Genomic DNA, 25,959 nt, shown 5'->3' with positions numbered 1-25,959 from the left:
CCGACGACCGTAGTTGTTCAACCGGCAGGAGAACCCCATGTATCGAGTCCTCGGCACAGCCAATACGCGGGCCTTCCGTGTCATGTGGATGCTAGAGGAACTGGGCCAGCCTTACGACCATGTGGCCGCCGCACCGCAGTCGGAAGGGGTGGTGGCGTTCAACCCCTCGGGCAAGGTGCCGGTGCTGATCGACGACGGCACGCCTATTACAGATTCGACCGCGATCATCCAGTATCTTGCCGACCGTCACGGCACGCTGACCCACAAGGCCGGCACCATCGAACGCGCCCGCCAGGACAGCCTGACACAGTTCCTGCTGGACGAATTCGACGCCGTGCTGTGGACCGCCGCGCGCCACACCTTCGTCTTGCCCGAAGAACTGCGCGTCTCGGCCATCAAGGATACCCTGCGTTGGGAGTTTCAGCGCAGTCAGCAGATTCTGAAGCAACGCGCCGGCAACGGCCCCTTCCTGATGGGCGAGGTGATGACCGTGCCCGACGTCATTCTAAGCCATTGCCTCGGCTGGGCGCATGCGGCGCGCTTTCCGCTGATGGATTGCTGGGACCAGAACTATCTGGTGAAGATGCGCGCCCGCCCGGCCTATCTGCGCGCCGACTCCCGCAGGTAATCCGCCACCGCCCGACCGGCCCATCGCCCGCTGCCAAGGCTGTGGGTCAGCAGATAGCCCCCCGTTGGCGCCTCCCAATCCAGCATCTCGCCGGCGGCAAAGATGCCGGGCAGGGTGCGCAGTTCCAGCCCGGCGGTCAGGCCGTCCAGACGGATCCCGCCGGCAGATGAGATCGCACGGTCCAAACCCGCTGGACCCTGATGGCGCAGGGGCAGGGCCTTCGCGCGCAGCGCCCAGCCGCGCGGATCGGCGGGCAGGGGACGCCCCCATTCCAGCAGCAGCGCCGCGCGCACGGGATCGCCCAGCACCCTGCGCAGCCAGTTGCCAATGGACAGCTTGCCGCGTGGCTTCGCAAACCGCACCGCCAGCGCTTCGGCATCCAGATCGGGTGCCAGATCCAGCACCGCTTCCGCCCCGTCCCGGATCGCGGCAGCCACCGCATAGATCCCGCCGCCCTCGATTCCGTGGCGCGAGATCACCCACTCGCCCCGGCTGAGCTGCCCGCCGGCATGGATGGCCACGCCCTTGACCGGCTGGCCGAAATGCCGCGTCATGGCGGGCGACCAATCGACCCGCAGTCCCATGTTTGCCGGTCGGAACGGCGCAACCGCCACACCCTTCTCTGCCAGCCACGGCACCCAGGCCGCATCCGATCCCAGCCGCGGCCAGCTTGCCCCGCCAAGCGCAAGGACCGACGCGTCGGGATGCAACACCTGCCGCCCGGATGGCGTATCGAAGACCAGCCCGTCACCCTCGAACCCCTGCCATCGCCAACGGCTGCGCAGGTCGACGCCCATGCCGGCCAGCCGCGCCAGCCAGGCCCGCAGCAGCGGCGAGGCCTTCATCCCCACCGGAAACACCCGCCCGGTGGATCCGGTGAACAGCGCTATCCCCAGCCCCCGCGCCCAGTCCATGACCTCTGCCGGGCCAAAGCCAGTTTCAGTCTGGCCAAAATATCCTCGGGGGTCCGGGGGCAGACGGCCCCCGGTTCCCAGTGTCATGTTGCGTGCGAACGCCTCGGCTGGTTCGTCGCGGGTCAGGTTCAACCCCGACTTACCGGCCATCAGGAATTTTCGCGCAGGCGTCGGCATGGCCTCGGCCACCACCACCGGATGACCAGCCCGGGCGATTTCCTCGGCGGCCATCAGCCCGGCCGGGCCGGCGCCGATGACAAGCGCGCCTTTCATGCCGCGCCCTTCACCGCGATCCGCGCGGCATCATCGCCAGCCGGATAAGCGCCCGCTCGATCAGCGCCATCGCCGGTGCCTTGGTCGAGCTGCGCAGCTGCAGGTCGGTGTCCAGCAGGTGATGGATGGCTTCCTCCAGATTGCGCATCCCCCAGGATTGCGCCTGCCGGGCCATCCGGTCACGTCGAGGGCCGAAAACCGGCGGCCGCATTCGCGATAGCCCGGCCTGCGGGCCCCCCGGATCAGAGGCCGCGGCGTGCAGGGCGCGGAAATGGCGCAAAGCTGAGATGCAGATGGTGACCGGGGCGATGCCCTGCGCCTCGATCCGGCGCATCACCGCACCGAAGGCGTCGGATTTGCCGTCCGCGACCACCTCGATCAGCTCGTCCACCTCGGTCTCGATGGTGGCCGGTGCCATCAGGGCGATCTCGGCCGGTGTCAGCGGTTCGGTGTCGCCATGCTTATACAGCGCGATCTTTTCGACCGTCTGGCGGAAATCGCCGGGATCCAGTGCCCGCGACAGTGAGACCAGATCGCGCATGGCCACCTGCGGCACCTCGGTCAATCCGGCATCTTTCAGCCAGCGGGTGATCTCCTCCTCGCCAGGAGGGTCGTCATAGATGGGGGCTGTGACGGCCGCCGGATGCGGCTCGAAGATCTTGCGCAGGGCCGAGGCCTTGGTCAGCCCGCCCGCCGTTACCACGATCACCGCATCGCCATGTGCCCATTCGGCAACCGCGGCGGCCACCGCCGGGGCGGCGGCGTCGGGGGTGTCCTCGACCAGAACCACGCGCTGTCCGGGGAAGAAGCCCACTTCCTTGATCGCGTCCAGAAGCAGCGCCGGATCCTTGCGCAGGTCCGCGCCGGGCATTCGGGTCAGGCGCATTTCCTCGTCAGCACTGGGGCCGGTCAGCGCGGCCACCGCCTCGGCCCGCTTCAACGCCACGCGCATCGCGTCCTGCCCGTAAATCAGCAGCGCCGGCCGGGTCGGGTCTGGCCGGGAAAGATAGCGGCTGATCTCGGCGCCTTTAAGAATCATTGCGTCGGTTTGGGGCCGGTCGCCAGCAGGCGGGTGACGATCTGGTCGGCCAGCATGACCATCAGCCGCTCATGCGCGTCGCGTTCCGAGGACAGCGTCGCGATCGTCGTCCCGGTCGCCGAATAGCTGGTAAAGCTGGACACCCGGCCCTGCGAGACCGGGGCGCCGGTGGCGATGTCGGTCAGTGCGAAATCGACGGTGCCGTTCAGCGAATAGCGGGTGGTCACGTCATCGGGCGTGATGCCCTGCGCCACAACGGCGGTGGTCAGCCGGTAATCCAGCTTCCATTGCGCCGCCTCGACCAGACCCAGCCGCTCCTCCAGCCGCCGGTTCAGCGAAAAGCTGTCGACATCCTGCGGCTCGATCAGGGCGACGCGGCCCTGCAGCGCGGTGCCGGTGCCGCCCGGGCCGTAAGCCGGGGTCATGGCGCAGGCCGCAAGCGCCAGCGCGGCGAGGGGCAGAAGTTTACGCAACCACATTGACGATCCTTCCCGGCACCACGATCAGCTTCTTTGGCACCGCACCATCAAGGAATTTCAGCACCGTGTCATCGGCCATGACGGCGGCCTCGATGAACTCCTTGGTCGAATCGGCGGGCACGGTGATCTCGCCCCGGCGCTTGCCGTTGATCTGAATCGGCAGGGTGACGCTGTCATCGACCAGCATGGCCGGATCAGCCACCGGCCAGGGTGCGTCGATGACCAGACCTTCGCCGCCGGATTTCGCCCAGACCTCCTCGGCCAGATGCGGGACCATCGGGGCCAGCAGCTGGGCCAGGATCCGCAGCGCGGCGCGGCGCGGCGCGCCGCCTGCCTTGGACTTGCCGATGGCGTTGGCCAGTTCGTACAGCTTCGCCACCGCCTTGTTGAAGGAAAAGCCCTCGATGGCGCGGGTGACATCGGCAATGGCGCGATGCGCGGCGCGGGTCAGGTCGGGATCGTCCCCGCCTTCCGGCGATTCGTCGGCCAGGCGCCAGACCCGGGCGAGGAACTTGTTCGCAGCCTCGGCGCCGGCGGCGGTCCATTCCACGTCGCGTTCGGGCGGGCTGTCGGACAGCATGAACCAGCGCGCGGTATCGGCGCCGAAATCGGCGATGATATTGACCGGGTCGACGACGTTCTTCTTCGACTTTGACATCTTGGCCGAAGGGATCACCTCGACCGGGGTGCCGTCGGCCAGTTTGCCGTCCGTCACGTTCTCGGGCAGGTGATAGACGGGGCGGCCCTTGTCATCGCGGGTCATGTAGATCTCATGCGTCACCATGCCCTGCGTGAACAGCGCATTGAACGGCTCGATCGCGGTTTCCGGCAGATGCCCGGTTTTCGCCATCGCGCGGGCGAAGAAGCGCGAATACAGCAGGTGAAGAATCGCGTGTTCGATCCCGCCGATATACTGGTCGACATTCATCCAGTAATCGGCATCCGCGCGGGTCGTCGGCGTCGCCGCATGGGGCGAGGTGAAGCGGGCATAGTACCAGCTGCTGTCGACAAAGGTGTCCATCGTGTCGGTTTCGCGCAGCGCAGGGCCGCCGCAAACGGGGCAGGTGGCCTGGCGCCAGGTCGCGTGACGGTCCAGCGGGTTGCCGGGCACGTCGAAGGTAACATCGCGCGGCAGCAGCACCGGCAGGTTTTCCTTGGCCTCGGGGACAGAGCCGTGGGTCTCGCAATGAACAACCGGGATCGGGCAGCCCCAATAGCGCTGGCGCGAGATGCCCCAGTCACGCAGGCGGAACTTCGTCACGCCCTCGCCCCAGCCCTGCTGTTCGGCAACCGCGATGGCAGCGGTCACGGCGTCTTCGCCGGTCTGATCGGGCTGGCCTGCAAAGCCGCGCACATAGGCGACGGTTTCGGACTTCATCGGCACATAGGGGGCCTTGGCCACCAGCGCGTCGGCCTGGGCCAGATCCATCCCCGGCTCGCCGAAGGTGGCGCGAATCGGCAGGCCGTATTTCAGCGCGAATTCGTGGTCGCGCTCGTCATGGGCGGGGCTGCCGAAAATGGCGCCGGTGCCGTAATCCATCAGCACGAAGTTTGCAACCCAGATCGGCAATTCCCATGCCGAATCAAGCGGATGCGTCACCTTCAGTCCGGTGTCGAAACCCATTTTCGGGGCGGTTTCGATGGCTTCCTCGGTGGTGCCGATGCGGCGGCATTCCTCGACGAATTCGGCGACGCGGCCGTCATGTTCTGCCAGGGATTTCACCAGCGGATGATCGGGCGACAGGGCGACGAAGCTGGCCCCCAACAGCGTGTCGGGCCGGGTGCTGTAGACCTCGATCTGGTCGATGCCTTCAGGGCTGCCGACTGTGGCAAAGCGGAACTGCAACCCGCGCGATTTGCCAATCCAGTTTTGCTGCATCAGCCGGACCTTTTCCGGCCAGCCGCTCAGCCCGTCGAGCGCGCTGAGAAGTTCTTCCGAGTATTCAGAGATGCGGAAAAACCATTGCGTCAGCTCCTTGCGCTCGACCGCAGCGCCTGACCGCCAGCCCTTGCCGTCGATGACCTGTTCATTCGCCAGCACGGTCATGTCGACCGGGTCCCAGTTCACCTGCGCGGATTTGCGGGTAATCAGCCCGGCTTCCAGCATGTCCAGAAACAATGCCTGCTGCTGGGCGACATAATCGTCGTCGCAGGTTGCGAATTCGCGGCTCCAGTCGATGGACAGGCCCAGCGGCTTCAGCTGGTCCTTCATCGTGGCGATATTGGCATAGGTCCAGTCGCGCGGGTGGCCGCCCTGTTCCATGGCTGCGTTTTCGGCTGGCATCCCGAAGGCGTCCCAGCCCATCGGGTGCAGCACGCTGAAGCCTTGCGCGCGTTTGAACCGCGCCACCACGTCGCCCATCGCATAGTTGCGCACATGGCCCATATGGATGCGCCCCGAGGGATAGGGGAACATCTCCAGCACGTAATATTTCGGCCGCTCGTCCCGCACGGCGCGGAAGCTTTCGGCATCGGCCCAGGCCTTCTGCCAATGCGGTTCGCTGGTCGCGGGGGTATAGGACATGATGACTCCGGGCGTATGATTGCCCGGAGGGTTTAGCGCTGCTGCGCCGGTTGGTCCAGAAGGGGCTTACAGCCTGCCGTCGGCCATGCGCAATTGACGGGCGCGGGTCAGGATGGCGTCTTCCACCGCGCGAACGGTGTCGGGCGCGACGGCGCCGCCGCCAGAGCCCTGCAACGATACCTTCAGCGAACGGGCATCAAGTGCCGGATCGGTGACATTGATCGTGGCGCGATAGCTGCGCCCGCCGCCCGGCGGGGTGCCGTAACCGGTGACGATCACCCCGGTGAACGGGTCAATCGACTGGATCGGCAGGAAGTTCAGCACCTCAAGGCTGGCATTCCACAGGTACTTGTTGACCGCCACGGCGTTGTTGGCGTTCTGCCGGTTCGAGAACAGGTCCCAGACCGACGATTCGTTCTCGCGGGTCCGCTGCTCGTCCAGCATTTCCTGCGGCATGTTCGGCTGAGGGGTGCTGCCACCCCTGCTGCAGGCCACCAGCGACGTGCAGAGCGCAAGAATCGCGACGGAGCGAAGCGCAAAACGGGTCATGGCACTGTCCTTATATAGCTGTCGCCTTTTCGGCCTTGCCGCCCACTTAGCGCGGATAGGGGCGTGCGGACAAGCATTTCCCGAAAGCTGCCGGCCCTTCGCGGGGTAAGATGTCGCCATACGCGAAACGCTGCAAAGATGAGTGCCGGGGGCGCTCACCTAAGTGTGACCAATAAGCACCACAGATGCGGCAATCCCGACGAAGCTGGGCGTTTTCATTGCATTGGGCAAGTGAAAGCGCGACACATCGACCATACCCAACGGCAACTATTCGCCATTGGGGGATACACCGAGAGACAAGAGGGAACATCATGAAAAAGGTTCTGTTTGCGACCACCGCGCTCGTCATGTCGATGACCGCTGGCGTTGCAGTCGCCGAAGTCGCCGTGACCGGCGACGCCCGTATGGGTCTGATCTATGACGGCAACGACGCTCAGTTCGGCAGCCGCGCCCGCGTCCGTTTCACCATGACCGGTGAAAGCGATGCAGGTCTGTCGTTCGGCGCTTCGTTCCGCGTTGACCACCAGGACAACTCCGGCGGCAAAGCTTCGGACGGTACCGCTGGTTCGGTCTGGATTTCGGGCACCTACGGCAAGCTGGAAATGGGCGACGTCGTTTCGGCTTCGGAAGCTGCGATCGGCGACCTGTACGAAGTCGGTTACACCGAAGGTGCCTTCGGCGGCGATCTGGAAGAATTCTCCTACCTGACCGGCGACGGCAACAACCTGGACCAGGGCCCGAACATCCTGTATTCGTACAGCATCAGCGGCTTCAACCTGTTCGCGTCGGCCAGCGATGCCAGCGACAACGCCTGGAGTGGTGCTGCTGGTGCGGACAACCCGGACTTCAACGAAGTCACCGGCGTGTTCGACCCCGAAACCAACGACACCGACACTGACCTGGCATGGTCGGTTGGTGCTGCCTACGAAGGCCAACTGGCCAACGGCACCTGGTCGGTCGGCTTGGGCTATGGCAAGCATGACGAAGCCGAAGAAATCGTCCTGGGCGGTGAAGTGAAGTCGGGTGCATTCATGGCCAAAGCCATCTATGCCGACTACAGCGACCGCGACAGCATCACCTTCCAAATGGACGGTGAGCCGGACGTCACCCTGTCGGGCGCCAACTTCGAGTACGACAAAGCCTACGGCTTCTCGCTGGGCTATGAGTTCAACTCGGTCGTCGTGAAAGGCTACTGGCGCCGTGACGAGCTGAACTCGCTCGTGGCTGGCGTGGGTGACCGCGAGTACGACTCGTTCGGTATCGGTGCTGACTACGACCTGGGCGGCGGCGCTGTCCTGGCCGGCGGTATCGTCGACACCGACTGGGCTGAAGACACGGTTGCCGACATCGGTATCCGCTTCAAGTTCTAATCGAACCTGAACGTCTTACGGAAAGAGCGGGCCTTGCGCCCGCTCTTTTCTTTTGTGAGTTTCGCGCCATGGGACTTGATGACATCAGGCGCCGCATCACTGCGGCAGAGGAAAAGGCCGGGCGCGCGCCCGGATCGGTGACGTTGATCGCGGTCAGCAAGGTGCAGCCGGATGATCGCGTCACCGCGGTGCTGGATCAGGGGCAGCGCGTTTTCGGCGAGAATTACGTGCAGGAGGCGCAGGGGAAATGGCCAGGCTGGCGCGACCGCTGGCCGGGTGTGCAACTGCACATGATCGGGCCGCTGCAATCGAACAAGGCCAAGGTGGCGGTGGGGCTTTTCGACGCTATTCACACGCTGGACAGGACGTCGCTGGCCCGCAAACTGGCGCAGGCGGTCGAGGCGCAAGGCCATGCGCCGGAACTGTTCGTGCAGGTCAATACCGGGGATGAGCCGCAAAAGGCCGGCATTCTTGCCGATGAATTGCCCGGCTTTCTGGAGCAGGTCCGCGCGATGGGACTTAATCCGCAGGGGCTAATGTGCATTCCGCCGGAATCCGAAGACCCGGCCCCGCATTTCCGCCTGCTGCGCCGACTGGCCGAAGATGCGGGCCTGACTGGCCTGTCGATGGGGATGAGCGCCGATTTCGAAGCCGCCATCGCCGAAGGTGCGACCCATGTGCGGGTCGGTAGCGCGATTTTCGGCGCGCGGGATTACGCAGCAAAGCCGTAGCTGGCGCCATCAGACGGGCTATCGGCTGACTGACGACGGCGCCGTGCTGCTGGAGCAGGCGGTAGCGGCTTTTGTCGAAGGCTCTGCCGCACAGGGCGACATCGGGGGGGGGCGGGTGCTGGTGGTCGCGGATTTCCGGGCCGGGGCTGGTTCACGACGCGCGCGGGGCGCTGGAACGTTCAGCCTAGCCGTCCAGAAAGGCGCGCAGACGCGGAGTCATGATATCCAGAAAGGCGCGGACGCTGTGCGGGACATGCCGGCCGCCGGGGAAGATCGCGTGAATATCCTCGGTATCGCCAAGGGTCGCCTCGGGCAGGATCTCGACCAGGCGGCCTGCGGCAAGATCGTCGCGGATGTGAAACTCTCCCATGCGGGCAAGGCCCATGCCGGCAACTGCCATGCGGCGCACCGATTCACCGTTATTCGCGGTCAGCCGCAGGGTGCCGCGCCGGTCGATGCTGCGACTGCTGTCGCGCCCCGGTGCCATCGGGGTCGAGCGGCGGAAGCTGAAGCCCAACACCTCGTGTCCGGCAAGATCGTCCAATGTGGTTGGCGTGCCGCAGCGGGCCAGATAATCGGATGTTGCCACGATCTTGCGTGGTGCCGTCCCCAGCTTGACCGCCCTCAGGCTGGAATTGGGCAGGGCACCGACGCGAAAGGCCACATCGGTGCGATCCAGATACAGATCGACGATCTCATCCGACAGCGACAGGTCGATCGCGACATTGGGATAGGCCTGCCAGAATTCGGGAAGCAGCGGCTCTAGCGCGACCATGCCGAACCCGACCGAGGCGCTGACGCGCACCGTCCCGCCCATCTGCGCCGCGCCTTGGGACAGATCGCGCTCGATCTCCTCCATCTCGGCCAGCAGAGCCTGGCTGCGGTCGTAATAGACCTGGCCCTCGTCGGTCAGCGACAGCCGCCGGGTCGACCGTTCCAGCAGCCGCACCCCCAGACGCGCCTCGATCCGGCTGATCAGCTTGCTGACCGTCGAGGGCGTCATCAGCAGCAGGCGCGCGGCTTCGGAAAAGCTGCCGGCATCGACCACGCGCAAAAAGACCTGCATCTCGCCCGCCCGATTATCCATCGCTCATCCGATCTGTGAATTGGTTTCACAGATAATGTGGCTTTCGGGGCGATTATCAAGCTTGCTTCGGATGCGTATTTGTCGGTCCATGCAAAGGCCACGTAAAGGCCGGACGGAAAGGAAACGCAGAATGGAATATGTTAACGCTCATGGTGCGACGATCCCTGCGCTTGGCTTCGGTGTGTTTCGCATGACCGATGCCGAGGTCGAGGCCATCGTCCCCGCCGCACTGGAGGCAGGCTTTCGTCATTTCGACACCGCGCAGATCTATGGCAACGAGGCAGCCTTGGGGCGGGCGCTGAACGCCGCAGGTGCCCGACGCGAGGACCTGTTCCTGACCACCAAGGTCTGGGTCGACAAATATGCCAAGGGTCCGTTCGCGGCCTCGGTCGATGAAAGCCTGGACAAGCTGGGCGTCGATCAGGTCGATCTGTTGCTGCTGCACTGGCCGGGGGACAAGGTGCCCGTCGCCGAACAGGTGGCGCTGATCAACGAGGTGCAGGCCGCCGGTCGCACACGCTTTATCGGGGTCAGCAATCAGAACGTCTCGCAGCTGCGTGAAAGCGTGGCGGTCAGCCCGGCGCCAATCGTGACCAACCAGATCGAGGTCCACCCCTATCTCGACCAATCGACGATGGCGGCGGCAGCAAATGACCTGGGCGTGTCGATCACCGCCTATTACGGCATGGCCGATGGGGCGGTGCCGCAGGACGCGCTGCTGCAAAAGATCGGCGCGCAACACGGCAAGACCGCCGCGCAGGTGGCCCTGCGCTGGCTGATCCAGCAGGGTTACATCGCGCTTTCGAAAACCGCCAATCACGCACGCGTGCCCGAGAATTTCGATATTTTCGACTTCACGCTCAGCGCTGAGGACATGGCGGCTATTGCCGGTCTCAGCCACCCCGATGGACGTATCGTCAGCCCCGACGGGCTGGCCCCGGATTGGACCGCCTAAGCGCCGCCGGGTTTTTACTGGAGTTTGAAAGATGACGAATGATGCAACCAGCCCCCGCGGGGGCTGGGCGTTGCTGGCATTGGCCATCGGCGCCTTTGGGATTGGGACAACCGAATTTTCGCCCATGGGGCTGCTGCCGGTGATTGCGGAAGGGGTGGATGTGTCGATCCCCTCTGCCGGGATGCTGGTCAGCGCCTATGCCATCGGGGTGATGATCGGCGCGCCCGTCATGACGCTGCTGTTCAGCCGCTTCGGCAAGCGTACGGCGCTGATGGCGCTGATGGGGATCTTCACCATCGGCAACCTGCTGTCGGCTGTCGCGCCCGATTACTGGACATTGCTGGCCGCGCGAGTGGTCACCAGCCTGAACCACGGCGCATTCTTCGGACTTGGGGCGGTGGTCGCCGCCAGCGCAGTGCCGAAGGAAAAACAGGCAAGCGCGGTGGCGACCATGTTCATGGGGCTGACCATCGCCAATATCGGCGGGGTTCCGGCGGCGACCTGGATCGGCCAGCAGATCGGCTGGCGCGCGGCCTTTGCAGGCACCGCCCTGTTGGGGCTGCTGGCCATTGCCGCGCTGTGGTTTGCGCTGCCCAAGGGCGCACCGGGCCAACGGGTCGATGTCCGGCGCGAGCTGGGCGTGTTGGCGCGCCCGCAGGTGGTGATCTGGATTCTTATCACCATGGTCGGATTCAGCGGGACATTCGCGCTGTATACCTATGTGGCACCACTGCTAGAGCAGATGATCGGCGCCTCGGGCAGTTTCGTGACGCTGGCGCTGGCGCTGATCGGTATCGGATTCACCATCGGCAACTGGCTGGGCGGCAAGCTGGCCGATTGGTCGCCTGAAGGCGCCGCGGTCATCATCCTTTCGGTGATGGCGCTGATCATGCTGGCCATGCCGGTACTTCTAACCAGCAAGATACTGGCCGCGATCACGCTGCTGGTCTGGGGGGCCGCCGCCTTTGCCATCGTACCGCCGGTGCAGATGCGCGTTATGCAGGCCGCAGCCGAGGCGCCTGGCCTCGCCTCCTCAATCAATATCGGCGCGTTCAACCTGGGCAACGCCATCGGCGCGGCGGTCGGTGGTGCGGTCATCGCCCTTGGCTATGGCTATGCGTCGGTACCTGTGGCCGGGGGGCTTCTGGCTGTTGCGGCACTGTCACTTGTCGCACTTGCCCGCAGGCAGCAGGTGGAACCAAAGGGCTGCTACAGCGCTTGAACCCCGTGACCAAGTAACGAGTGCGCCGTCGGAAACTCTCCGGCGGCGATATGTTTCCGGCGGGCAGGCCCAAAAGCTTGCCCGTCCGCGCGCGATAAATTTTTCCCGCCCAGTCAGTAACATACGGGGCAAAGCCCCTGTGCAGGAGAGTGCGATGCCTCAGATTCTTGGACTGTCCGGTAGCCTCCGCAAAGGTTCCTTCAATGCAGGGTTGCTGCGTGCCGCCCGCGACCTCGCACCCGATGGGACCGAGATCGAGATCGGATCAATTCGGGACGTGCCTTTGTACAATGCCGATGAGGAAGCGGCCCACGGCCTCCCGGCCTCGGTCGAGCGACTTCAGGCGCAGCTGCAGGCGGCAGATGGGCTGCTGCTGGTAACGCCGGAATACAACAACGGCATTCCGGGCGTATTCAAGAACGCCATCGACTGGATGTCGCGCGGGCCGGGGCTGGCCTATTTCGTCGGCAAGCCGGTCGCGGTTCTGGGGGCATCGCCGGGCGGCTTTGGCACGGTCCTGGCGCAGAATGGCTGGCTGCCGGTGCTGCGCACGCTCAAGTCGCGGCTCTGGTCGGAAGGTCGGATGATGGTCTCGGGCGCGGGCAAGCTGTTCGACGAAAACGGCGACCTGACCGACGACCGCACCAAGGCGGCGCTGCGCGACTTCGTCAGCGGCTTTTCGGCGACGCTGTAAGCGCGCTCAAGCGATCCGCCGCCATCGGGAGGCCTGACTGCGGCGGTCCGGAAGTGGCAGGATCGCGCGCAGGCAAGCTGTGTCATTGCGTGCCGCCTCGGCCTCGGGGGTGGCCGAATGCGCGATCACGGTGAACTCTTCACTCTGGCGGAAATATCCATAATCCACGCATCCCGGCTCTCGGCGGCTGTGATTGGCAAGCCGCGCCGGCAAGGGGCCAGATCTTCTGCCGGTTCGCGCCGCCGCGATCAAACGCTCGCCCCGTGTTCGTCCAACCACTCCGACCCAAGGGCCAGATCCTGGGCAGAGAGCTCGTGCCCCGCCTCGATGGTGCGGGCGTCGACCTCCGCGCCGCCGGCCATGAGCGCCGTTTCCAGTGCCGGGGCCATACGGCTGAACGGGTCGCGGGCACCGTTCAGCATCATAACGTGGGTGCCGGCCAGTTCGGCTCCCGGCGGATCTTCCAGCACCTGCACGCCGCGCAGCAGCAACGCGCGGGTGACCACGCCCGGATGCAGCTGCATGATCGCTCCCAGCAGGTTGGCGCCGTTGGAATAACCAAGGAAGACCAGCTTGTCGCGGTCGAGGCCGTAACCCCGGATCGCGCCGTCGACGAAAGCGGCAAAAGCCTCGGATTCCGCGGCGATGTCGGCTTGGTCATAGGTCACCGCGTCAAAGCGGCGGAACCAGCGGTTTATGCCTTCCTCGGTCGAGCGGCCGCGCACCCCCAACAGCGTCGCGCGCGGGTTCAGGCGTGCGGCCAGCGGCATCAGGTCGGTTTCATTCCCGCCGGTGCCGTGCAGCAGCACGATGGTGCTGCCGTCGGGGTTTTCGGGCGTGTGGAAGCGGTGGATGAAGGGCAGGTCGCGCATCGGCATCCTTTCCTCGCCCGGCAGGGCGAATTGCGGCAGCATCACCGCCAGATCGGCGGCGCGGGCTTCGTTTCCGGGCGGGAAGAACAATGTCTCGCCCAGATGTTCCAGCGGCTCGTCGACGGTCACGCCGGGGGCGTCGGTTGCGTATTCGAACAGCGTCCCGCCCGGCTCGCGCACATAGAGGGACATGAAATATTTGCGGTCGTGAACATTGGTGATGCTGTCCGCATCCTTCAGCGACAACCGCATCTGGCGTACCGCGTCCACGTCCGGCGCACGGAAAGCGACGTGATCGAAGATCGAAGCCCCCGGAATGCCGGGGAAATAGCCGCGCGCGTCACGCACATCGACTGCGTCCCGATCCGAGACCATGCGATGGGTGTTCCCCTCGGCCCGGTCGGGGCGATAGCCGAAGCGGGCCGTGAAGTCGCGGGTGGCATCGGGATTGTCGGTCAGCAGCGTGACCCCGCGGATGCGGGTGGGGGCGCTCGGGTCTGGCAAGGGCGCCGTGGCGGGCATATCCACGCCCACCAGCTTGACGATGATCCCGTCGGGGTCCTTCAACCGCAGCACGGTTTCACCAAATTCGCGCGATGGCCCCTCGACCGGGACGCGCGCGGCCATCGCGCGCTGCAGCCAGTCGCCGATGCTGTCGGGCGGCACGGCAAAGGCGATTTCCGACACCTGGCCCAGCCCGGTGCGGCCCGATGCCCCGTCTTCCCATACCAGAAAGGTGACGAGGCTGCCCGGGCTGCCGGCGGCATCGCCATAGATCAGGTGCAGCTGTTCGGCGTCCTCGTATCCGCCGGTCTGCTTGACCAGCCGCAGGCCCAGAAAGCCCACGTAGAAATCCACATTGGCCTGCACCCGCCGGGTTATGGCGGTGACGTGATGGATGCCGGTGGTCATGCGGCCGCCTCGCGCGCCAACACCGCCTGCACGCCCTGATCGGCCGCCAGCCGGTCATGCAGTGCCTGCACATGGGGATAGGCCTGGATGCCTTCGGGCAGGACTTTCATCGCCCAGCGGATCATCGGGAAGGCATAGGCGTCGATGACCGAACGCGTGCCGCGCCCGTCGCCCAGCACCCAGTCGCGGCCTTCCAGATGTTCGTTCAGCAGGCCCAACTGCTTTTGCACCAGCTTCTGCCCAGCCGCCACGACCTCCTGCTTCGCGGCATCGCTGCTGTCGGTGGTATAGCGAAAGGGCATGAAGATCGGCCAGAAGGCCGCATGCATGTCGCTGGTGAAGAACGACGACCAGCGATGCGCCTCGGCCTTCTGGCGCAGGGTGTCGCCGCCGGACAGCCCGGCCTCGGGGTGTTTTTCCGCCAGATATTCCAGAATTGCCCCGGCTTGGGTCAGCAACCAGCCGTCATCCTCGCGCAGGGTGGGCACGGCCCCGGCCGGGTTCACCGCCAGCAGCTCCTTTGAGCCGTATTGAACCTTCACCGCCTCGTAGGGCGCACCGATCCATTCCAGCACGATATGCGGCGCAAGCGAACATGCGCCGAGGGCATAATAAAGCGTCGTCATAGTAGCCTCCGCAAAATTTCGTGTCGGTCATAGTCCTGACAGAACGAAGTGAATCCCGGGCCAGAGTCAATCTTGCCGGGGCAGAACGCCGGGTTGCGGGAAACGGAACGGCCCGGCGTGTCCCGGCATCGCGGCGCTTGCCTGCCCGGACCGCGCGGCATAGCCTTGGCTGCGTCCACGCATGGGGGGTGCAATGAAATTCTACGGTTATTTCCGGTCCTCAGCGGCCTATCGCTGCCGCATCGCCTTCAACCTCAAGGGGATTCAGCCCGAATTCGTTGCCGTAAACCTGCGCACGGGCGACCAGAAAGCAGCTGCCTTCCAGGATCTGAATCCGCAGGGGCTGGTGCCGATGCTGGACACCGGAACCACGCGGCTGACGCAATCCATGGCGATAATCGAATGGCTGGATGAGACCCATCCCGCGCCGCCCTTGCTGCCGGCCGACCCCGCCGACCGCGCCCATGCCCGCGCCTTTGCCCAGATCGTCGCCTGCGACATCCACCCGCTGCAGAACTTGCGCGTGCTGAAACACCTGAAAGGCAATTTCGGGCAGGATCAGGACGGGTTGGACGAATGGTGTCGCAACTGGATCGCGCCGGGGCTGGCCGCATGCGAGGCGATGGCTGCGGCGCAGAGCCATGGCGGTGCGTTCGCTTTCGGCGACAGCCCCGGCCTTGCCGATATCCTTCTGATTCCGCAGATGTTTTCGGCCGAACGATTTCATCTGGACCTCAGCCCCTTCCCGCACCTCAACGCCATTCGCGCCGCTGCCGAGGCGCTGCCGGCCTTTGCCGACGCCCATCCCGCGCGCCAGCCGGACTGGGTCAGCTAAGGCGCACCGGGTCAACCGGTCCCCCACTGCCCTTGCCCGAACAGACAGGCTGCGTGGCCGGACGATTTTGACGAATGCGGCATTGGCGTAGCTTGATCCGGCGGTCCATGCTTTGCCAGATTTGGGAACCAGCAGACGTTGCGACTGCAATCTCCATGCGGATTTCAATATGCAGTCTTGCGCGTATGGGAAGGCCCGGAGGAAAGGGTATTCATGCGCATACAGGTTGTCATCATCGGCGGCTGTCACCGGGTCTGCTTCTGGGGCAGCTGATGTACCGCGACGGCTTCGTCCATGACGGCACCCAGATTGCCGTGGAAGGGCAGATGTTTCACATTGATTTCAAGGCCCTGACCGGCACCCCGGTTATCGTTTATTGCCAGACCGCGATGCCGCGCGACCTGTACGCGCCCGCGAAGGCGCGAGCCCGAGAACGGAGTTTGAGCTGATCATGTCGCCATCCACGGCGCCGATACCGATGGGCCTGATGTCACTTATGAGCAGCACGGCCAACAACAGCGCATCGACTGCGATTTCATCGCCGGTTGTGACGGGTTCCACGGCGTCAGCCGGCAGGCGATCCCGCTGAACATGCTGCGCGAATATGAAAAGACCTGTCCCTTCGGCTGGCTGGGCGTGCGGTAGGAAACGCCCCCGTCCATGATGAGCTGATCTATGCCAATTCTGAGCGCGGCTTTGCGCTGCGTTCGATGCGGAACGCGCAATCTGTCGCGCTATTGTATCCAATGCGCGCTGTCCGATCAGCCCGAGGGCTGGACCGACATGCCTTCTGGACCGAATTGAAGCGCCGCATCCCTAAAGGCGTTTACGAGGCGCTGCAAATCGGCGCGACCATCGAAAAAGCCATTGCTCCGCTGCGGTCCTGATCCTCCCCCACTTGGGTGGCCTGCCGTTATGTTTAGGAAACGGAGGATCAGAAATGGCAAACAAGCGACCAAAGCTGGAAGAGATTGTATCGAAGCTGCGGCAGGTTGAGGTCTTGATGGGGCAAGGGATGTCCCGTCTTGACGCGATCAGGCGGATCGGAGTTGTCGAACAGACCTATGTCGAAATGGAGGGGAGCCAATGAGGCCCGCCAAATACTACCAGCGCGACCTCTGCTGTCAGCAACCGGCGCTGACGCCGGATTACAATACCACGGTTGTGCGTTCGCCGTGCTATTCAATGATCTCGCTGCAACAATCCGTGTCGGAGATTACCGGACCGACCTTTGTTCAAGGCGACATTGACCTGATCAACGATGAGCTGATCAAGAATTGCGCCAAGCCCAGCGATCCCACCGGCGAACGGATCATCGTCCATGGTCGGATGCTGGACGAGAAAGCGCGACCCGCCCCGAATACGCTGGTCTAGGTCCGGCAGGCAGCAGGCCAATGCCATCGGCTACTATGCCCGCCCCGAAGGCGGCGTCGAGGTCGAGGAAGGATTTCGGGGCTGGGGTCGGGTCATCACCGATTTCCAGACCGGCGAATGGGATTTCCATACCTTCAAACCGGGGAAGGTTGTGGCGCGGGTCAAGCTGGTCTTGGACATCTCGGAACGGGTCAGCACCCCGCCCGACCCGGTGCAGAACCTGATCGAATGAGAAAGCTGGCGGGCGGCGTTGATCGCGAAACGGGCCGGCGGCCGCGACGGTGTGCCTGTCTATCACTTTGAAATCCGCCGTCAGGGCGAAAATGGAACGGTGTTTTTTGATGTTTGATTAAAACACTGCATCATCTGCGTGGCGATTACTCTGGCCGAGTAGAGCGAATCCACCCAGGAAGCATTTGAGTCCGGCGCCACCATCGCGACTGTCATACTCGTGACGATGAAGACAGGCCGATCAGTGACCCCGACCGTTTCGCAGAGCTGAACCATGGGATAGGCAAGCATTGCCCTGGCATGATCGTGCAGCTCTCGACCGGCGGGCGCTCCTGTGTCGGTCGGGTACGGGGCGGGATGCTGTCGTTGGCGCCCGATATGGCCAGCCTGTTGGTTGGGTCGAATAATTTCTCTGCGGGGTTTATGAAAATGCGCCAAAGCTGGTCGACTGGCTTGCATCGGAAATGCTGAAATACGACGTAAAGCCGGAAATTGAGGTTTCTGATCTGTCCCACATCCTGCATGCAGCGGCGATGCACAAGGCGGGCAAGATCCGCGATGCGCCCTAAGTGCAATTCGTCATGGAGGTGCAGAACGCCATGCACGCCGATCATAAGGTCTTCAACTACTACATACACACAGTGAAGCGGCTGTTCGGCGAAGATGCATCTTGGTGCGCGAAAGCGGGGATCGGGCTAAACAAGGTCGTGCTGAACGACTGGGCGATTTCTACGGGCGGCCATGCGCGGGTCGGAGTGGAGGACAATGCCCGACTCGACCGTGACCGTTTGGCATCTTCCAACGCTGCGCTGGTGAAGAGCATGGTTGAGATCTGCGCCAGATACGACTGCCCCAACGCGACCTGGCAGCAGGCGCGGCAGATCCTTAGGCTGCGGGCAGCCTGATGGTTTCTGTGCTGTATAGCCACCTGCTGGGGATGCCGAGTTGGCTGCGCTAATGGGGGTGGGGCCGCGATTGCTGCCATGCTGCGTGCGGAAGCTGCGCTGTCACCGGGCCGCGACTGGTCAAGACTGCTGGAACCGGGCAGAAATCTGCAGGAAGTGCTGGCCGTCACGATGCATACCGGAGACCTATAACCATGACCGAGGCCATTCTGGTCGCCATGCTGGCCTTTCTTCTGGGTGGCATCCTGAAAGGGGCCATTGGTGCGGGCACACCGGTGATCGTCATCCCGCTCATGTCCATCTATTTCGATGTCCCCTTCGCCGTGGCGGTCTTCGCCCTGCCGGCGCTGGTGTCGAACCTCTGGCAGGGGTGGAGCTTTCGCCGCCATCTGTCCGATCGCAGCTTTGTGCTGCGGCTGGTCGTGGCGGCGGGAATCGGGGCGCTATTAGGGACGCTGCTGCTGGCGGCGCTGCCTTCGCACTGGCTGTCGATCACGGTGGGGCTGCTTGCGCTGTTCTATGTCGGCTTCCGCATGGCGAAGCCTGATTGGGCGCTGAACTACGCATTCGCCCGCAGCCTTGCCGTCCCGGCGGGCCTGCTGGCCGGGATATTGCAGGGCGCGGCGGGGATTTCGGCGCCGATCTCGGTCACCTATCTGCACGCGATGCAGCTGCCGCGAGAGCGCTTCATCCCAACCATCTCGGCGCTGTTCGCGGCGATGGCGCTGATTCAACTGCCCTCGCTGATCGGCGTCGGGATCATGTCCTGGCAGATCCTTTGGCTCAGTCTGCTGGCCTGTGTGCCGCTGTTTCTGGGCATGCCCATAGGTGCGGCGCTGGTGCGGCGCTTTGGTGCCAAAGCCTTCGACCGCACCATTATGGTGCTGTTGCTGGTGATCGCGGTCATGCTGATCGCCGAGTCGGTTTAAGGCGGGACGAGGCCCCGCCCCGAAGATCAGGCGTTCAGGTCGGCGAAGCTGCGGCCTTTGGCGACAAGGCGGCGGATCAGCGCCGGAACGGCCCAGCTTTTCGGATCTTCAGCCGCCAATGCCTCGTATTCGGCCAGCAGGGCGGGCAGTCCCCATTCATCGGCCAGTCGCATCGGCCCGCCGCGCCAGCGCGGGAAGCCGTAGCCATGGACCAGCACCAGATCGACATCCGCCGGGCGATTGGCGATGCCTTCTTCGATGATGTCAGCCCCTTCGGCGATCATCGACAGGGCCAGTCGGCGCGACAGCTCTTCATCCGTAAAGTCGCGGCGCGTCACCCCGGCCTCGGCCGAGGCGCGGCGGACCTGATCGTCCACCACCTGCGACGGGGTGGGCTTGCCGCTGTCGTAATCGTACCAGCCCGCCTTGGTCTTGCGGCCCAGCCGTTCCAGATCCCCGACCATGCGGTCGGCGACGGGAACATAGCGGCCCTTGAACACCTCGCCCGCGTCGCGTTTGCGCTTGCGGTTGGCATAGGCGATGTCGAGGCCCGAGAGGTCCTGCACCTCATACGGGCCCATCGCCATACCAAAGCCCACCATCGCGGCATCCACCTGCGCGGGCAGCGCCCCTTCCAGCAGCGCCACATCGGCAGTTTGGCGATAACGGGTCAGGATGCGGTTGCCGATGAAACCATCGCATACGCCGGCCTCGACCGCGATCTTGCCCAGCCTCTTGGTCAGCGCAAAGGTGGTGGCCAATGTCTGCGCCGAGGTATCTGCCGCCCGGATCACCTCGACCAGCTTCATCAGATGGGCGGGGGCGAAGAAATGCAGGCCCAGGAAACGCTGGGGGTTCGGCACTACCTCGGCAATGCGGTTCACGTCGAGATAAGAGGTATTGGTGGCCAGAATGGTGTCTTCGGGAAGGTCGCGGCCGAGGCGTTCGAACAAGGCGCGCTTGACGTCGAGATTTTCGAACACCGCCTCGATCACCATGTCGACGGCGGGCAGGGGGGTGTCTGGGCCATGGATAAAAGCGATGGTGTCGGACTGGCGCCGTGCGGATTCGGCTGCGTCCAGCTTGCCCCGGCTGACGGCCTCGTCGAACAGCTTGCCCAGATTGGCGCGGGCGCGGGCCTCTGCCTCGGCGTCGTTTTCCAACAGGGTGATGCGGATGCCGGCGTTGTTCAGCGCATATGCGATGGCCGCGCCCATGGTGCCGCCGCCCGCCACCAGCACGTGATCAATCGGCGCGGGCTCCAGCTTCTTCAGCGCCGCCGAGGCCCCCGCCCCGCGTTCCGCGAAGAAGATGTGGCGCAGCGCGCGGGCCTGCGCGCCTTTCCGCAGGTCCAGGAAGGCGGCGCGTTCGGCGGCCATGCCTTCGGCCAGCGGCAGTGACGCGGTGGCTTCCATCAGTTCGATGGCTTTCAGCGGTGCGGTCTGGCCGCGCAGGCGCTTGGCGGCATTGGCGCGGGCGGCCTGGGCGGCCTCGGGCGCGGCCTCGGGCGCGGGCAGGTTGTCGGTTGCGGGACCAAGCTGCGACAGATCCAGCGTCAGCGCGGTGGCCAGCGGGTCATCCGCCAGCGCGTCGACCATACCCTCTGCCAGCGCCGCCTTGGCCTTCAGCGTGGTCCCGGTGCTGACCAGCGGCAGCGCCCGCGCCAGCCCGATCAGGCGCGGCAGCCGTTGCGTCCCGCCGGATCCGGGGACCACACCCAGCGTCACCTCTGGCAGGCCGATCAGCGCGGCGGGGGCGGCGATGCGATAGCGGCAGGCAAGCGCGATTTCATAGCCGCCGCCAAGGGCCACGCCGTTGATGGCGGCGATGGCTGGCAGTTGCATCAGCGCCAACAGGACATCGGGCAGGTGCGGTTCCAGCGCCGGGCCGTCGAATTCCCTGGCATCCGCACCGGCGACGAAGCTGCGCCCGGCACCGGTGACCACCACGCGGTCGATCCGGCCCGCATCCAGCGCCGCCTTCGCCTCGGCACATGCATCCAGCAGCGCGGCGCGGACGGCTTGCGAGATGACGTTGACCGGCGGGTTGTCGATGGTCAGGATCAGGGCGGTGTCACGGTATTCGCGTTTCACGAGGTCAGTCACGGTCAGGCCTTTCTGCGCGTCGATGGCGGGTTACCCAAGGTCGCATGTCGCGATGCAGCAAAGCTATAACAGATGATCGGCCTGCGGCTATCAATTTATTGACCGATCGGTCGGGTTACCGGTGGCGGGCGATGAGGGAAGGGACGGATGAAGGCAGTCGTATTCGATATTGGCAATGTGCTGGTCCGCTGGGATCCGGTGCCCGCATTCCTGCCAGAGCTGGGCAGCACTGCGCGGGTGGCCGATTTCATGGCGCGGACCGAATTTGGCGCGCGCAATCTGCGGGCCGATGGCGGGACCGCTTTTGCAGAATTGGCGGCCGAGTTGTCCGATCCCGCCGACGGGCGCTGCTGGCCGGTTATCCTGCGCGCTTTGCGCTGACCGTGACCGAGGCAATCGCGGGCAGCTGGGCATTGCTGGACCGGCTGCGGCAGTCGGGTTGGCCGGTCCATACCATCACAAACTGGTCGGCGGAAACCTGGCCCGAGGGGATCTGGGCGCATCCGCGGCTGGGCACGGCCTTCGATACGGTGGTCGTTTCGGGGCAGGTGGGGATGGTCAAGCCCGACCCGGCGATCTTCCGGTTGTTCTGCGACCGTGCCGACCTCGCGCCGCAGGATTGCCTGTTCATCGACGACAGCGCAGCGAACTGCGCCGGTGCCGAAAGCATCGGCATGCAGGCGGTGCATTTCACCACCCCGGCAGCACTGGAGGCAGCGCTGATCGCGCGGGGGCTGCTGCCCGCAGGCTAGGCACCCGGATCGTCGTGGCGGACGCGGGCCAGCAGGATGACCGGCAGCACCCCCACGATGACGATGGCAAGCGCTGCAAGGGCGGCCTCCTCATAGGTGCCGCGGGCGGCCTCGCCGTAAAGATGGGTGGCGAGGGTTTCGAAATTTAGCGGCCGCAGCATCAGTGTGGCGGACAGCTCCTTCATGCAGTCGACAAAGACCAGCAGCCCCGCCGCTGCAATTGCGGTGCGCGACAGCGGCAGGTGGATGCGGCGCAGCGTCGCCCCCGATCCGTGGCCCAGCGTGCGGGCGGCATTGTCATAGCTGCGCGGGATGCGGCTGAACCCGGCCTCGATAGAGCCGATGGAGATGGCCAGGAAGCGCGCGAGATAAGCATAGCCAAGCGCCAGCCCCGAGCCGATCAGGATCAGCCCGGTCGACACGCCAAACCACTCCTGCGCCGTGCGGTCGACCAGCCGGTCCAGATTGGCGGCGACGATCAGCACCCCCAGCCCCAGCACCGTCCCCGGCATCGCATAGCCAAGCGAGGCGATGCGCCCAAGCACCGCCATGCCGCGATGGGGCAGGACGCGGGCCGCATAGGCGATGACCAGCCCGCAGATCAGCACCGCCAGCGTCGCGCCGGCGGACAGCAGGAAGGTGTTGCGCGCCTCGGTAAGCAGACGGTCCGAGAGGCCGGCGAATTGAAAGCGCTTCCAGGCCTCGACGGCAAGAAACAGGGCCGGAACCAGAAAGCCCAGCAGCACCGGCATAAGCCCAAGCGCCAGCGCGGCTGCGGCGCGACCACCCTTCAGCTGCTGCGGTCGGAAGCGACGCGCGCGCCGTGCCCCGGTGGTATATTGCTGCCGCCGCCGCGCCCAACGTTCCAGCGACACCAGCGCCACCACCAGCAGGATCAGCGCCAGTGAGATCTGCGCCGCGCCGGGCAGGTCCGACCGCGTCACCCATGTCGTATAAATCGAGATCGTCAGCGACCGGACGCCCAGAAACTCGGACGCGCCGATATCGTTCAGCGTCTCCATCAGGGCCAGGCTGGTACCGACGGCGATGGCCGGGCGCGCAAGCGGCAGCGCGACGCGCCAGAAGATCTGGCGCGGGCTGGTGCCCAGGGTGCGCGACACCTCGACCAGACTGGCGGCCTGGGTCATGAACATCGCCCGAGTCGGCAGGTAGACGTAAGGGTAAAGCACCAACCCCAGCAGCAGGATGGCCCCGGTCATCGACCGTATATCGGGCAGGCGAAATTCGCGCGGGCTGTCATAGCCCAGCAGGTCGCGGACCAGCGATTGCACCGGACCCAGCGGGTGCAGCAGATCAAGATAGGCATAGGCGACGATGTAAGTCGGCACCGCCAGCGGCAGCAGCAGCGCCCATTCCAGCACTCGGCGGCCGGGAAAGTCGTAAGCCGTGACCAACCAGGCAGTGCCGGTGCCAATCAGCACCACCAGCAGCCCAACGCCCCCCATCAGCATCGCTGTCTGGCCAAGCGCATGGGGCAGGACATAGGCCGCGAGGTGCTGCCAAAGCCCCTCTGATCCCTGCGCGGCCTGCCAGATCAGCGCGCCCACGGGCGCCAGGACAAGCGCCGCGATCACCGCAGAAGCCACCACCCAGCCCGCGCCAAGGCTGGCGCGGCGGCGAGAACTCGGGGCAGTGGCGGTGGCTTCTGCGGTATCGGTCATGAAAAATGGCCGGGCAGAGTGCTGCCCGGCCCCTTGGTCTTAGTTGTCGAAGCCGACCTTGTCGACAAGCGCGCTCGCCTCGGCGCGGTTCTTGACGATGTCGGTCAGCGGCGTCGCATCGACATTCAGTTCGCCGAACGAGGCGACAATCGGGTCGACGTCAGCACCGGGTTTGACCGGATGTTCGTAGTTTGCCGAGCCATAGATCTTCTGCGCTTCGTCCGAGACCAGGAATTCCAGCAGCTTGACCGCTTCGTCCTTGTTCGGCGCGTTCTTGGCGACGGCAGCGCCGCTGATGTTCACATGGGTGCCACCATCTTCGAAGGTGGGCTGGATCACCTTGATCGCATCACCCCAGGCGCGCTGTTCGTCGCCACCCTTGCCCGACCGCATCAGCCCGACATAGTAGGAGTTCGCCACCGCGATGTCGCAGATGCCGCCCAGAATGTCCTTGGCCCCGTCGCGGTCGCCGCCGCCGGCCTGACGGGCCAGGTTGGCCTTCATGCCGTTCAGCCATGCCTCGGTCGCTTCGGCACCGTGATGGGACAGATAGGCCGAGATCAGGCCGGTGTTATAGGGGTGCTGGCCGGAACGGATGCACAGCTTGCCCTTCCATGCCGGATCGGCCAGCTGTTCATAGGTGATGCTGTCCAGTTCCAGGTCCTTGGCGGCATAGACAACGCGGGCGCGCGTCGACAGCGCGAACCACTGGTTGCCCGGATCGCGCAGGTTTTCGGGGACCGCGGCGGTCAGTACCTCGGATTCGACCGGCTGGGTCAGCCCCTTGTCGACCAGATCGGCCAGGTTGCCGGCATCGACCGCCATCAGCAGGTCGGCGGGCGAGGATTCCCCTTCCGACGCAACGCGTTCGGCCATCCCGTCCTTCAGGAAGACGGTGTTCACCTTGATGCCGGTTTCCTCGGTGAAGGCCGCCAGCAGTGGTTCAACCAGCCCCGGTTCGCGCGAGGTATAAAGGTTCAGTTCCTGCGCTGCGACACTGGTGCCCAGAAGGGCCAGCGTTGCAGTGCACAGCGCCAGGCGGGTCTTGGTGGAAATCGTCATGGTCAGCCTCCTGTAAAGGTAAGGGCCGGTTTTCGGCCGAAGGTTCAGGCTTGGCGCTATAGAGGCTTATGATTTTAGTCAAGTTTTTTTGGCGGCAACGGGGTATCTGCTTCGGCGAAAACATGGACCTGCGCGCCGTTGAGGTTCAGCTTTACCTGCTCGCCGATGGCCATGGGGCTGCGGGTATGGCTGTGGATGCGCAGGGGCTGGGCCAGCGGGTGGACGCTGATATCCATCTGCTCGCTTTCGCCGAGGAAGAACTTGCCGGTGATCCGCGCTGCGATTCCGTCGCCGTCGCGCATCACTGCCAGCGTTTGCGGGCGGATGCAGGCCACCGCCAGCGCCCCGTCCGGCAGGTCGAGATCGGCCGCGAAGTTGCCGATGGGGGTTTCGATATGGCCCTTGGCCCAGATCCCGGTCAGGCGGTTGCAAGGCCCCATGAACTCGGCCGCATAGGACGATACCGGCCGATCATAGATGTCATAGGGAGAGCCGGTCTGTTCCACCCGGCCATGTCGCATCAGCACCACCTGATCGCCCACCGCCATGGCCTCCTGCGGATCATGGGTGACGATGATCGCGGTGGCGTCCAGCGATTTCAGGATCTCGACGGTTTCACGGCGGACCCGCTCGCGCAGGCCCTGATCGAGGTTCGAAAAAGGTTCGTCCATCAGCAGGATACCGGGTTCGGGCGCCAATGCCCGCGCCAGCGCCACGCGCTGCTGTTCGCCGCCCGACAGCGCATGAGGATAGCGCCCAAGCAGATGGGCAATGCCGATGCGCTGCGCCATTTCGGCGATGCGGGCCTGCTGTTCGGCCTTTGGCAGTCCGCGCAGCCCGAAGGCCAGATTGTCGGCGACGCTGAGATGCGGGAACAGCGCGTAGTCCTGAAACATGAAACCGACATTGCGGGCCTCGGGCGCGACGAAGGCCTGGGGACCCGCGACCTGCTGGCCGGCCATGGCGATGCTGCCACCGTCAGGGCGGTCGATGCCTGAAATCAGCCCCAGAAGCGTTGATTTGCCGCAACCCGATTCGCCCAGCAGGCAGGTGATCCCGCCATGCGGCACCACAAGCGAGATGTCCGACAGAACCTCGTGCCGGCCAAAGCGGCGCGACACCCGGTCGAGTTGCAGCGCGATTGGTTGGCTGGCCGACATTTTCCCCGCTTTCATCCGTTGCATGACCATCCTTTCGGCGGCCCCGTGA

At 64.8% G+C, this 25,959-nt stretch carries 26 protein-coding genes and 2 pseudogenes; 16 read left to right on the top strand and 12 right to left on the bottom strand.

What is annotated here, in order from left to right; genetic code table 11:
* Window positions 1–37 precede the first annotated feature (37 nt).
* The gene (locus tag G7044_RS14635; protein ID WP_166330152.1) at window positions 38–628 is read left to right on the top strand and encodes a glutathione S-transferase family protein; all 591 of its coding nucleotides are present in this window, start codon (window positions 38–40) and stop codon (window positions 626–628) included.
* Here G7044_RS14635 and G7044_RS14630 read toward each other — a convergent pair.
* The 5 genes from G7044_RS14630 to G7044_RS14610 form a co-directional block, all read right to left on the bottom strand.
* Entirely contained in the window at window positions 601–1,815 is a 1,215-nt protein-coding gene (locus G7044_RS14630; RefSeq protein ID WP_166330150.1) for a BaiN/RdsA family NAD(P)/FAD-dependent oxidoreductase, read from the bottom strand. The two genes, G7044_RS14635 and G7044_RS14630, sit on opposite strands and share 28 nt — an antisense overlap.
* Before the next feature lie 10 nt (window positions 1,816–1,825).
* The gene (holA, locus tag G7044_RS14625; protein WP_166330148.1) at window positions 1,826–2,854 is read right to left on the bottom strand and encodes a DNA polymerase III subunit delta; all 1,029 of its coding nucleotides are present in this window, start codon (window positions 2,852–2,854) and stop codon (window positions 1,826–1,828) included.
* Window positions 2,851–3,333 carry an LPS assembly lipoprotein LptE gene (gene lptE, locus G7044_RS14620; protein ID WP_166330146.1) on the bottom strand — a complete coding sequence of 161 codons (483 nt, stop codon included), beginning with the start codon at window positions 3,331–3,333 and terminating at the stop codon, window positions 2,851–2,853. Before lptE ends, holA begins: the two co-directional genes overlap by 4 nt.
* Window positions 3,320–5,860 (bottom strand): leucine--tRNA ligase, encoded by a 2,541-nt coding sequence (gene leuS, locus G7044_RS14615; protein WP_328803864.1) that lies wholly within the window; start codon window positions 5,858–5,860, stop codon window positions 3,320–3,322. Before leuS ends, lptE begins: the two co-directional genes overlap by 14 nt.
* A gap of 63 nt (window positions 5,861–5,923) precedes the next feature.
* Window positions 5,924–6,406 (bottom strand): DUF3576 domain-containing protein, encoded by a 483-nt coding sequence (locus G7044_RS14610; RefSeq protein ID WP_166330142.1) that lies wholly within the window; start codon window positions 6,404–6,406, stop codon window positions 5,924–5,926.
* Window positions 6,407–6,717: 311 nt separating this feature from the next.
* On the opposite strand from G7044_RS14610, the gene G7044_RS14605 reads away from it, so the two are divergent.
* Both G7044_RS14605 and G7044_RS14600 read left to right on the top strand, forming a co-directional pair.
* The gene (locus G7044_RS14605; RefSeq protein WP_166330140.1) at window positions 6,718–7,776 is read left to right on the top strand and encodes a porin; all 1,059 of its coding nucleotides are present in this window, start codon (window positions 6,718–6,720) and stop codon (window positions 7,774–7,776) included.
* A 68-nt stretch (window positions 7,777–7,844) separates the two neighbouring features.
* Entirely contained in the window at window positions 7,845–8,507 is a 663-nt protein-coding gene (locus G7044_RS14600) for a YggS family pyridoxal phosphate-dependent enzyme (RefSeq protein WP_166330138.1), read from the top strand.
* Window positions 8,508–8,691: 184 nt separating this feature from the next.
* On the opposite strand, the gene G7044_RS14595 is transcribed toward G7044_RS14600, so the two are convergent.
* Window positions 8,692–9,594, bottom strand: coding sequence for a LysR family transcriptional regulator (locus G7044_RS14595; RefSeq protein WP_166330136.1), 903 nt, complete (start codon window positions 9,592–9,594; stop codon window positions 8,692–8,694).
* Between the two features lie 130 nt (window positions 9,595–9,724).
* Between G7044_RS14595 and G7044_RS14590 the strand changes: the two genes are divergently transcribed.
* The 3 genes from G7044_RS14590 (at window position 9,725) to G7044_RS14580 (ending at window position 12,465) form a co-directional block, all read left to right on the top strand.
* Entirely contained in the window at window positions 9,725–10,549 is an 825-nt protein-coding gene (locus G7044_RS14590) for an aldo/keto reductase (RefSeq protein ID WP_166330134.1), read from the top strand.
* Window positions 10,550–10,580: 31 nt separating this feature from the next.
* Window positions 10,581–11,771 (top strand): MFS transporter, encoded by a 1,191-nt coding sequence (locus G7044_RS14585; RefSeq protein WP_166330132.1) that lies wholly within the window; start codon window positions 10,581–10,583, stop codon window positions 11,769–11,771.
* Window positions 11,772–11,925: 154 nt separating this feature from the next.
* Window positions 11,926–12,465, top strand: a complete 540-nt coding sequence (locus tag G7044_RS14580; protein ID WP_166330130.1) for an NADPH-dependent FMN reductase — start codon at window positions 11,926–11,928, stop codon at window positions 12,463–12,465.
* 248 nt (window positions 12,466–12,713) lie between these two features.
* On the opposite strand, the gene G7044_RS14575 is transcribed toward G7044_RS14580, so the two are convergent.
* Window positions 12,714–14,249: a VOC family protein gene (locus G7044_RS14575; protein ID WP_166330128.1), complete on the bottom strand. Its 1,536-nt coding sequence runs from the start codon at window positions 14,247–14,249 to the stop codon at window positions 12,714–12,716.
* A complete protein-coding gene (locus G7044_RS14570) occupies window positions 14,246–14,875 on the bottom strand; it encodes a glutathione S-transferase family protein (RefSeq protein ID WP_166330126.1) in 630 nt (209 codons plus the stop codon). Before G7044_RS14570 ends, G7044_RS14575 begins: the two co-directional genes overlap by 4 nt.
* Before the next feature lie 193 nt (window positions 14,876–15,068).
* Here G7044_RS14570 and maiA point away from each other — a divergent pair, with 193 nt between their 5' ends.
* The 8 genes and pseudogenes from maiA (at window position 15,069) to G7044_RS14545 (ending at window position 19,149) form a co-directional block, all read left to right on the top strand.
* Complete coding sequence (gene maiA, locus G7044_RS14565) at window positions 15,069–15,710, top strand: maleylacetoacetate isomerase (protein ID WP_166330124.1); 642 nt, start codon at window positions 15,069–15,071, stop codon at window positions 15,708–15,710.
* Window positions 15,711–15,982: 272 nt separating this feature from the next.
* Window positions 15,983–16,159, top strand: a complete 177-nt coding sequence (locus tag G7044_RS18065) for a hypothetical protein (RefSeq protein WP_235931331.1) — start codon at window positions 15,983–15,985, stop codon at window positions 16,157–16,159.
* A gap of 10 nt (window positions 16,160–16,169) precedes the next feature.
* Window positions 16,170–16,355, top strand: a complete 186-nt coding sequence (locus G7044_RS18210) for an FAD-dependent monooxygenase (RefSeq protein WP_328803863.1) — start codon at window positions 16,170–16,172, stop codon at window positions 16,353–16,355.
* A gap of 295 nt (window positions 16,356–16,650) precedes the next feature.
* A pseudogene (locus G7044_RS18055) lies at window positions 16,651–16,776 on the top strand (IS3 family transposase); the annotation flags it as partial.
* A gap of 20 nt (window positions 16,777–16,796) precedes the next feature.
* Window positions 16,797–17,084: a hypothetical protein gene (locus tag G7044_RS18050; RefSeq protein ID WP_235931330.1), complete on the top strand. Its 288-nt coding sequence runs from the start codon at window positions 16,797–16,799 to the stop codon at window positions 17,082–17,084.
* Window positions 17,032–17,316, top strand: coding sequence for a peptidase associated/transthyretin-like domain-containing protein (locus G7044_RS18045; protein ID WP_235931329.1), 285 nt, complete (start codon window positions 17,032–17,034; stop codon window positions 17,314–17,316). Before G7044_RS18050 ends, G7044_RS18045 begins: the two co-directional genes overlap by 53 nt.
* A 239-nt stretch (window positions 17,317–17,555) precedes the next feature.
* Window positions 17,556–18,220 (top strand): annotated as a pseudogene (locus tag G7044_RS14550) (3-keto-5-aminohexanoate cleavage protein).
* 194 nt (window positions 18,221–18,414) lie between these two features.
* Window positions 18,415–19,149 (top strand): sulfite exporter TauE/SafE family protein, encoded by a 735-nt coding sequence (locus G7044_RS14545; protein WP_166330122.1) that lies wholly within the window; start codon window positions 18,415–18,417, stop codon window positions 19,147–19,149.
* A gap of 26 nt (window positions 19,150–19,175) precedes the next feature.
* Here G7044_RS14545 and G7044_RS14540 read toward each other — a convergent pair whose 3' ends face one another.
* Complete coding sequence (locus tag G7044_RS14540) at window positions 19,176–21,254, bottom strand: FAD-dependent oxidoreductase (protein WP_166330120.1); 2,079 nt, start codon at window positions 21,252–21,254, stop codon at window positions 19,176–19,178.
* 147 nt (window positions 21,255–21,401) lie between these two features.
* Between G7044_RS14540 and G7044_RS14535 the strand changes: the two genes are divergently transcribed.
* Together G7044_RS14535 and G7044_RS14530 are read left to right on the top strand one after the other, a co-directional pair.
* Window positions 21,402–21,635 carry an HAD family hydrolase gene (locus G7044_RS14535; RefSeq protein ID WP_166330118.1) on the top strand — a complete coding sequence of 78 codons (234 nt, stop codon included), beginning with the start codon at window positions 21,402–21,404 and terminating at the stop codon, window positions 21,633–21,635.
* A 2-nt stretch (window positions 21,636–21,637) separates the two neighbouring features.
* Window positions 21,638–22,006 carry an HAD-IA family hydrolase gene (locus G7044_RS14530; RefSeq protein ID WP_166330116.1) on the top strand — a complete coding sequence of 123 codons (369 nt, stop codon included), beginning with the start codon at window positions 21,638–21,640 and terminating at the stop codon, window positions 22,004–22,006.
* Here the strand turns inward: G7044_RS14530 and G7044_RS14525 are convergent.
* The 3 genes from G7044_RS14525 to G7044_RS14515 form a co-directional block, all read right to left on the bottom strand.
* A complete protein-coding gene (locus G7044_RS14525; RefSeq protein WP_166330114.1) occupies window positions 22,003–23,688 on the bottom strand; it encodes an ABC transporter permease in 1,686 nt (561 codons plus the stop codon). The two genes, G7044_RS14530 and G7044_RS14525, sit on opposite strands and share 4 nt — an antisense overlap.
* A 39-nt stretch (window positions 23,689–23,727) precedes the next feature.
* Window positions 23,728–24,750 (bottom strand): Fe(3+) ABC transporter substrate-binding protein, encoded by a 1,023-nt coding sequence (locus tag G7044_RS14520; RefSeq protein WP_166330112.1) that lies wholly within the window; start codon window positions 24,748–24,750, stop codon window positions 23,728–23,730.
* A gap of 74 nt (window positions 24,751–24,824) precedes the next feature.
* Window positions 24,825–25,934, bottom strand: a complete 1,110-nt coding sequence (locus G7044_RS14515; RefSeq protein ID WP_235931328.1) for an ABC transporter ATP-binding protein — start codon at window positions 25,932–25,934, stop codon at window positions 24,825–24,827.
* Between the last annotated feature and the right edge of the window lie 25 nt (window positions 25,935–25,959).

Source organism: Paracoccus xiamenensis, from assembly GCF_011308835.1.
In the GTDB taxonomy this organism is placed as follows: domain Bacteria; phylum Pseudomonadota; class Alphaproteobacteria; order Rhodobacterales; family Rhodobacteraceae; genus Paracoccus; species Paracoccus xiamenensis.
The sequence above is the reverse complement of the archived record's forward strand: the minus strand, read 5'-3'. Positions and strand labels throughout refer to the sequence as shown.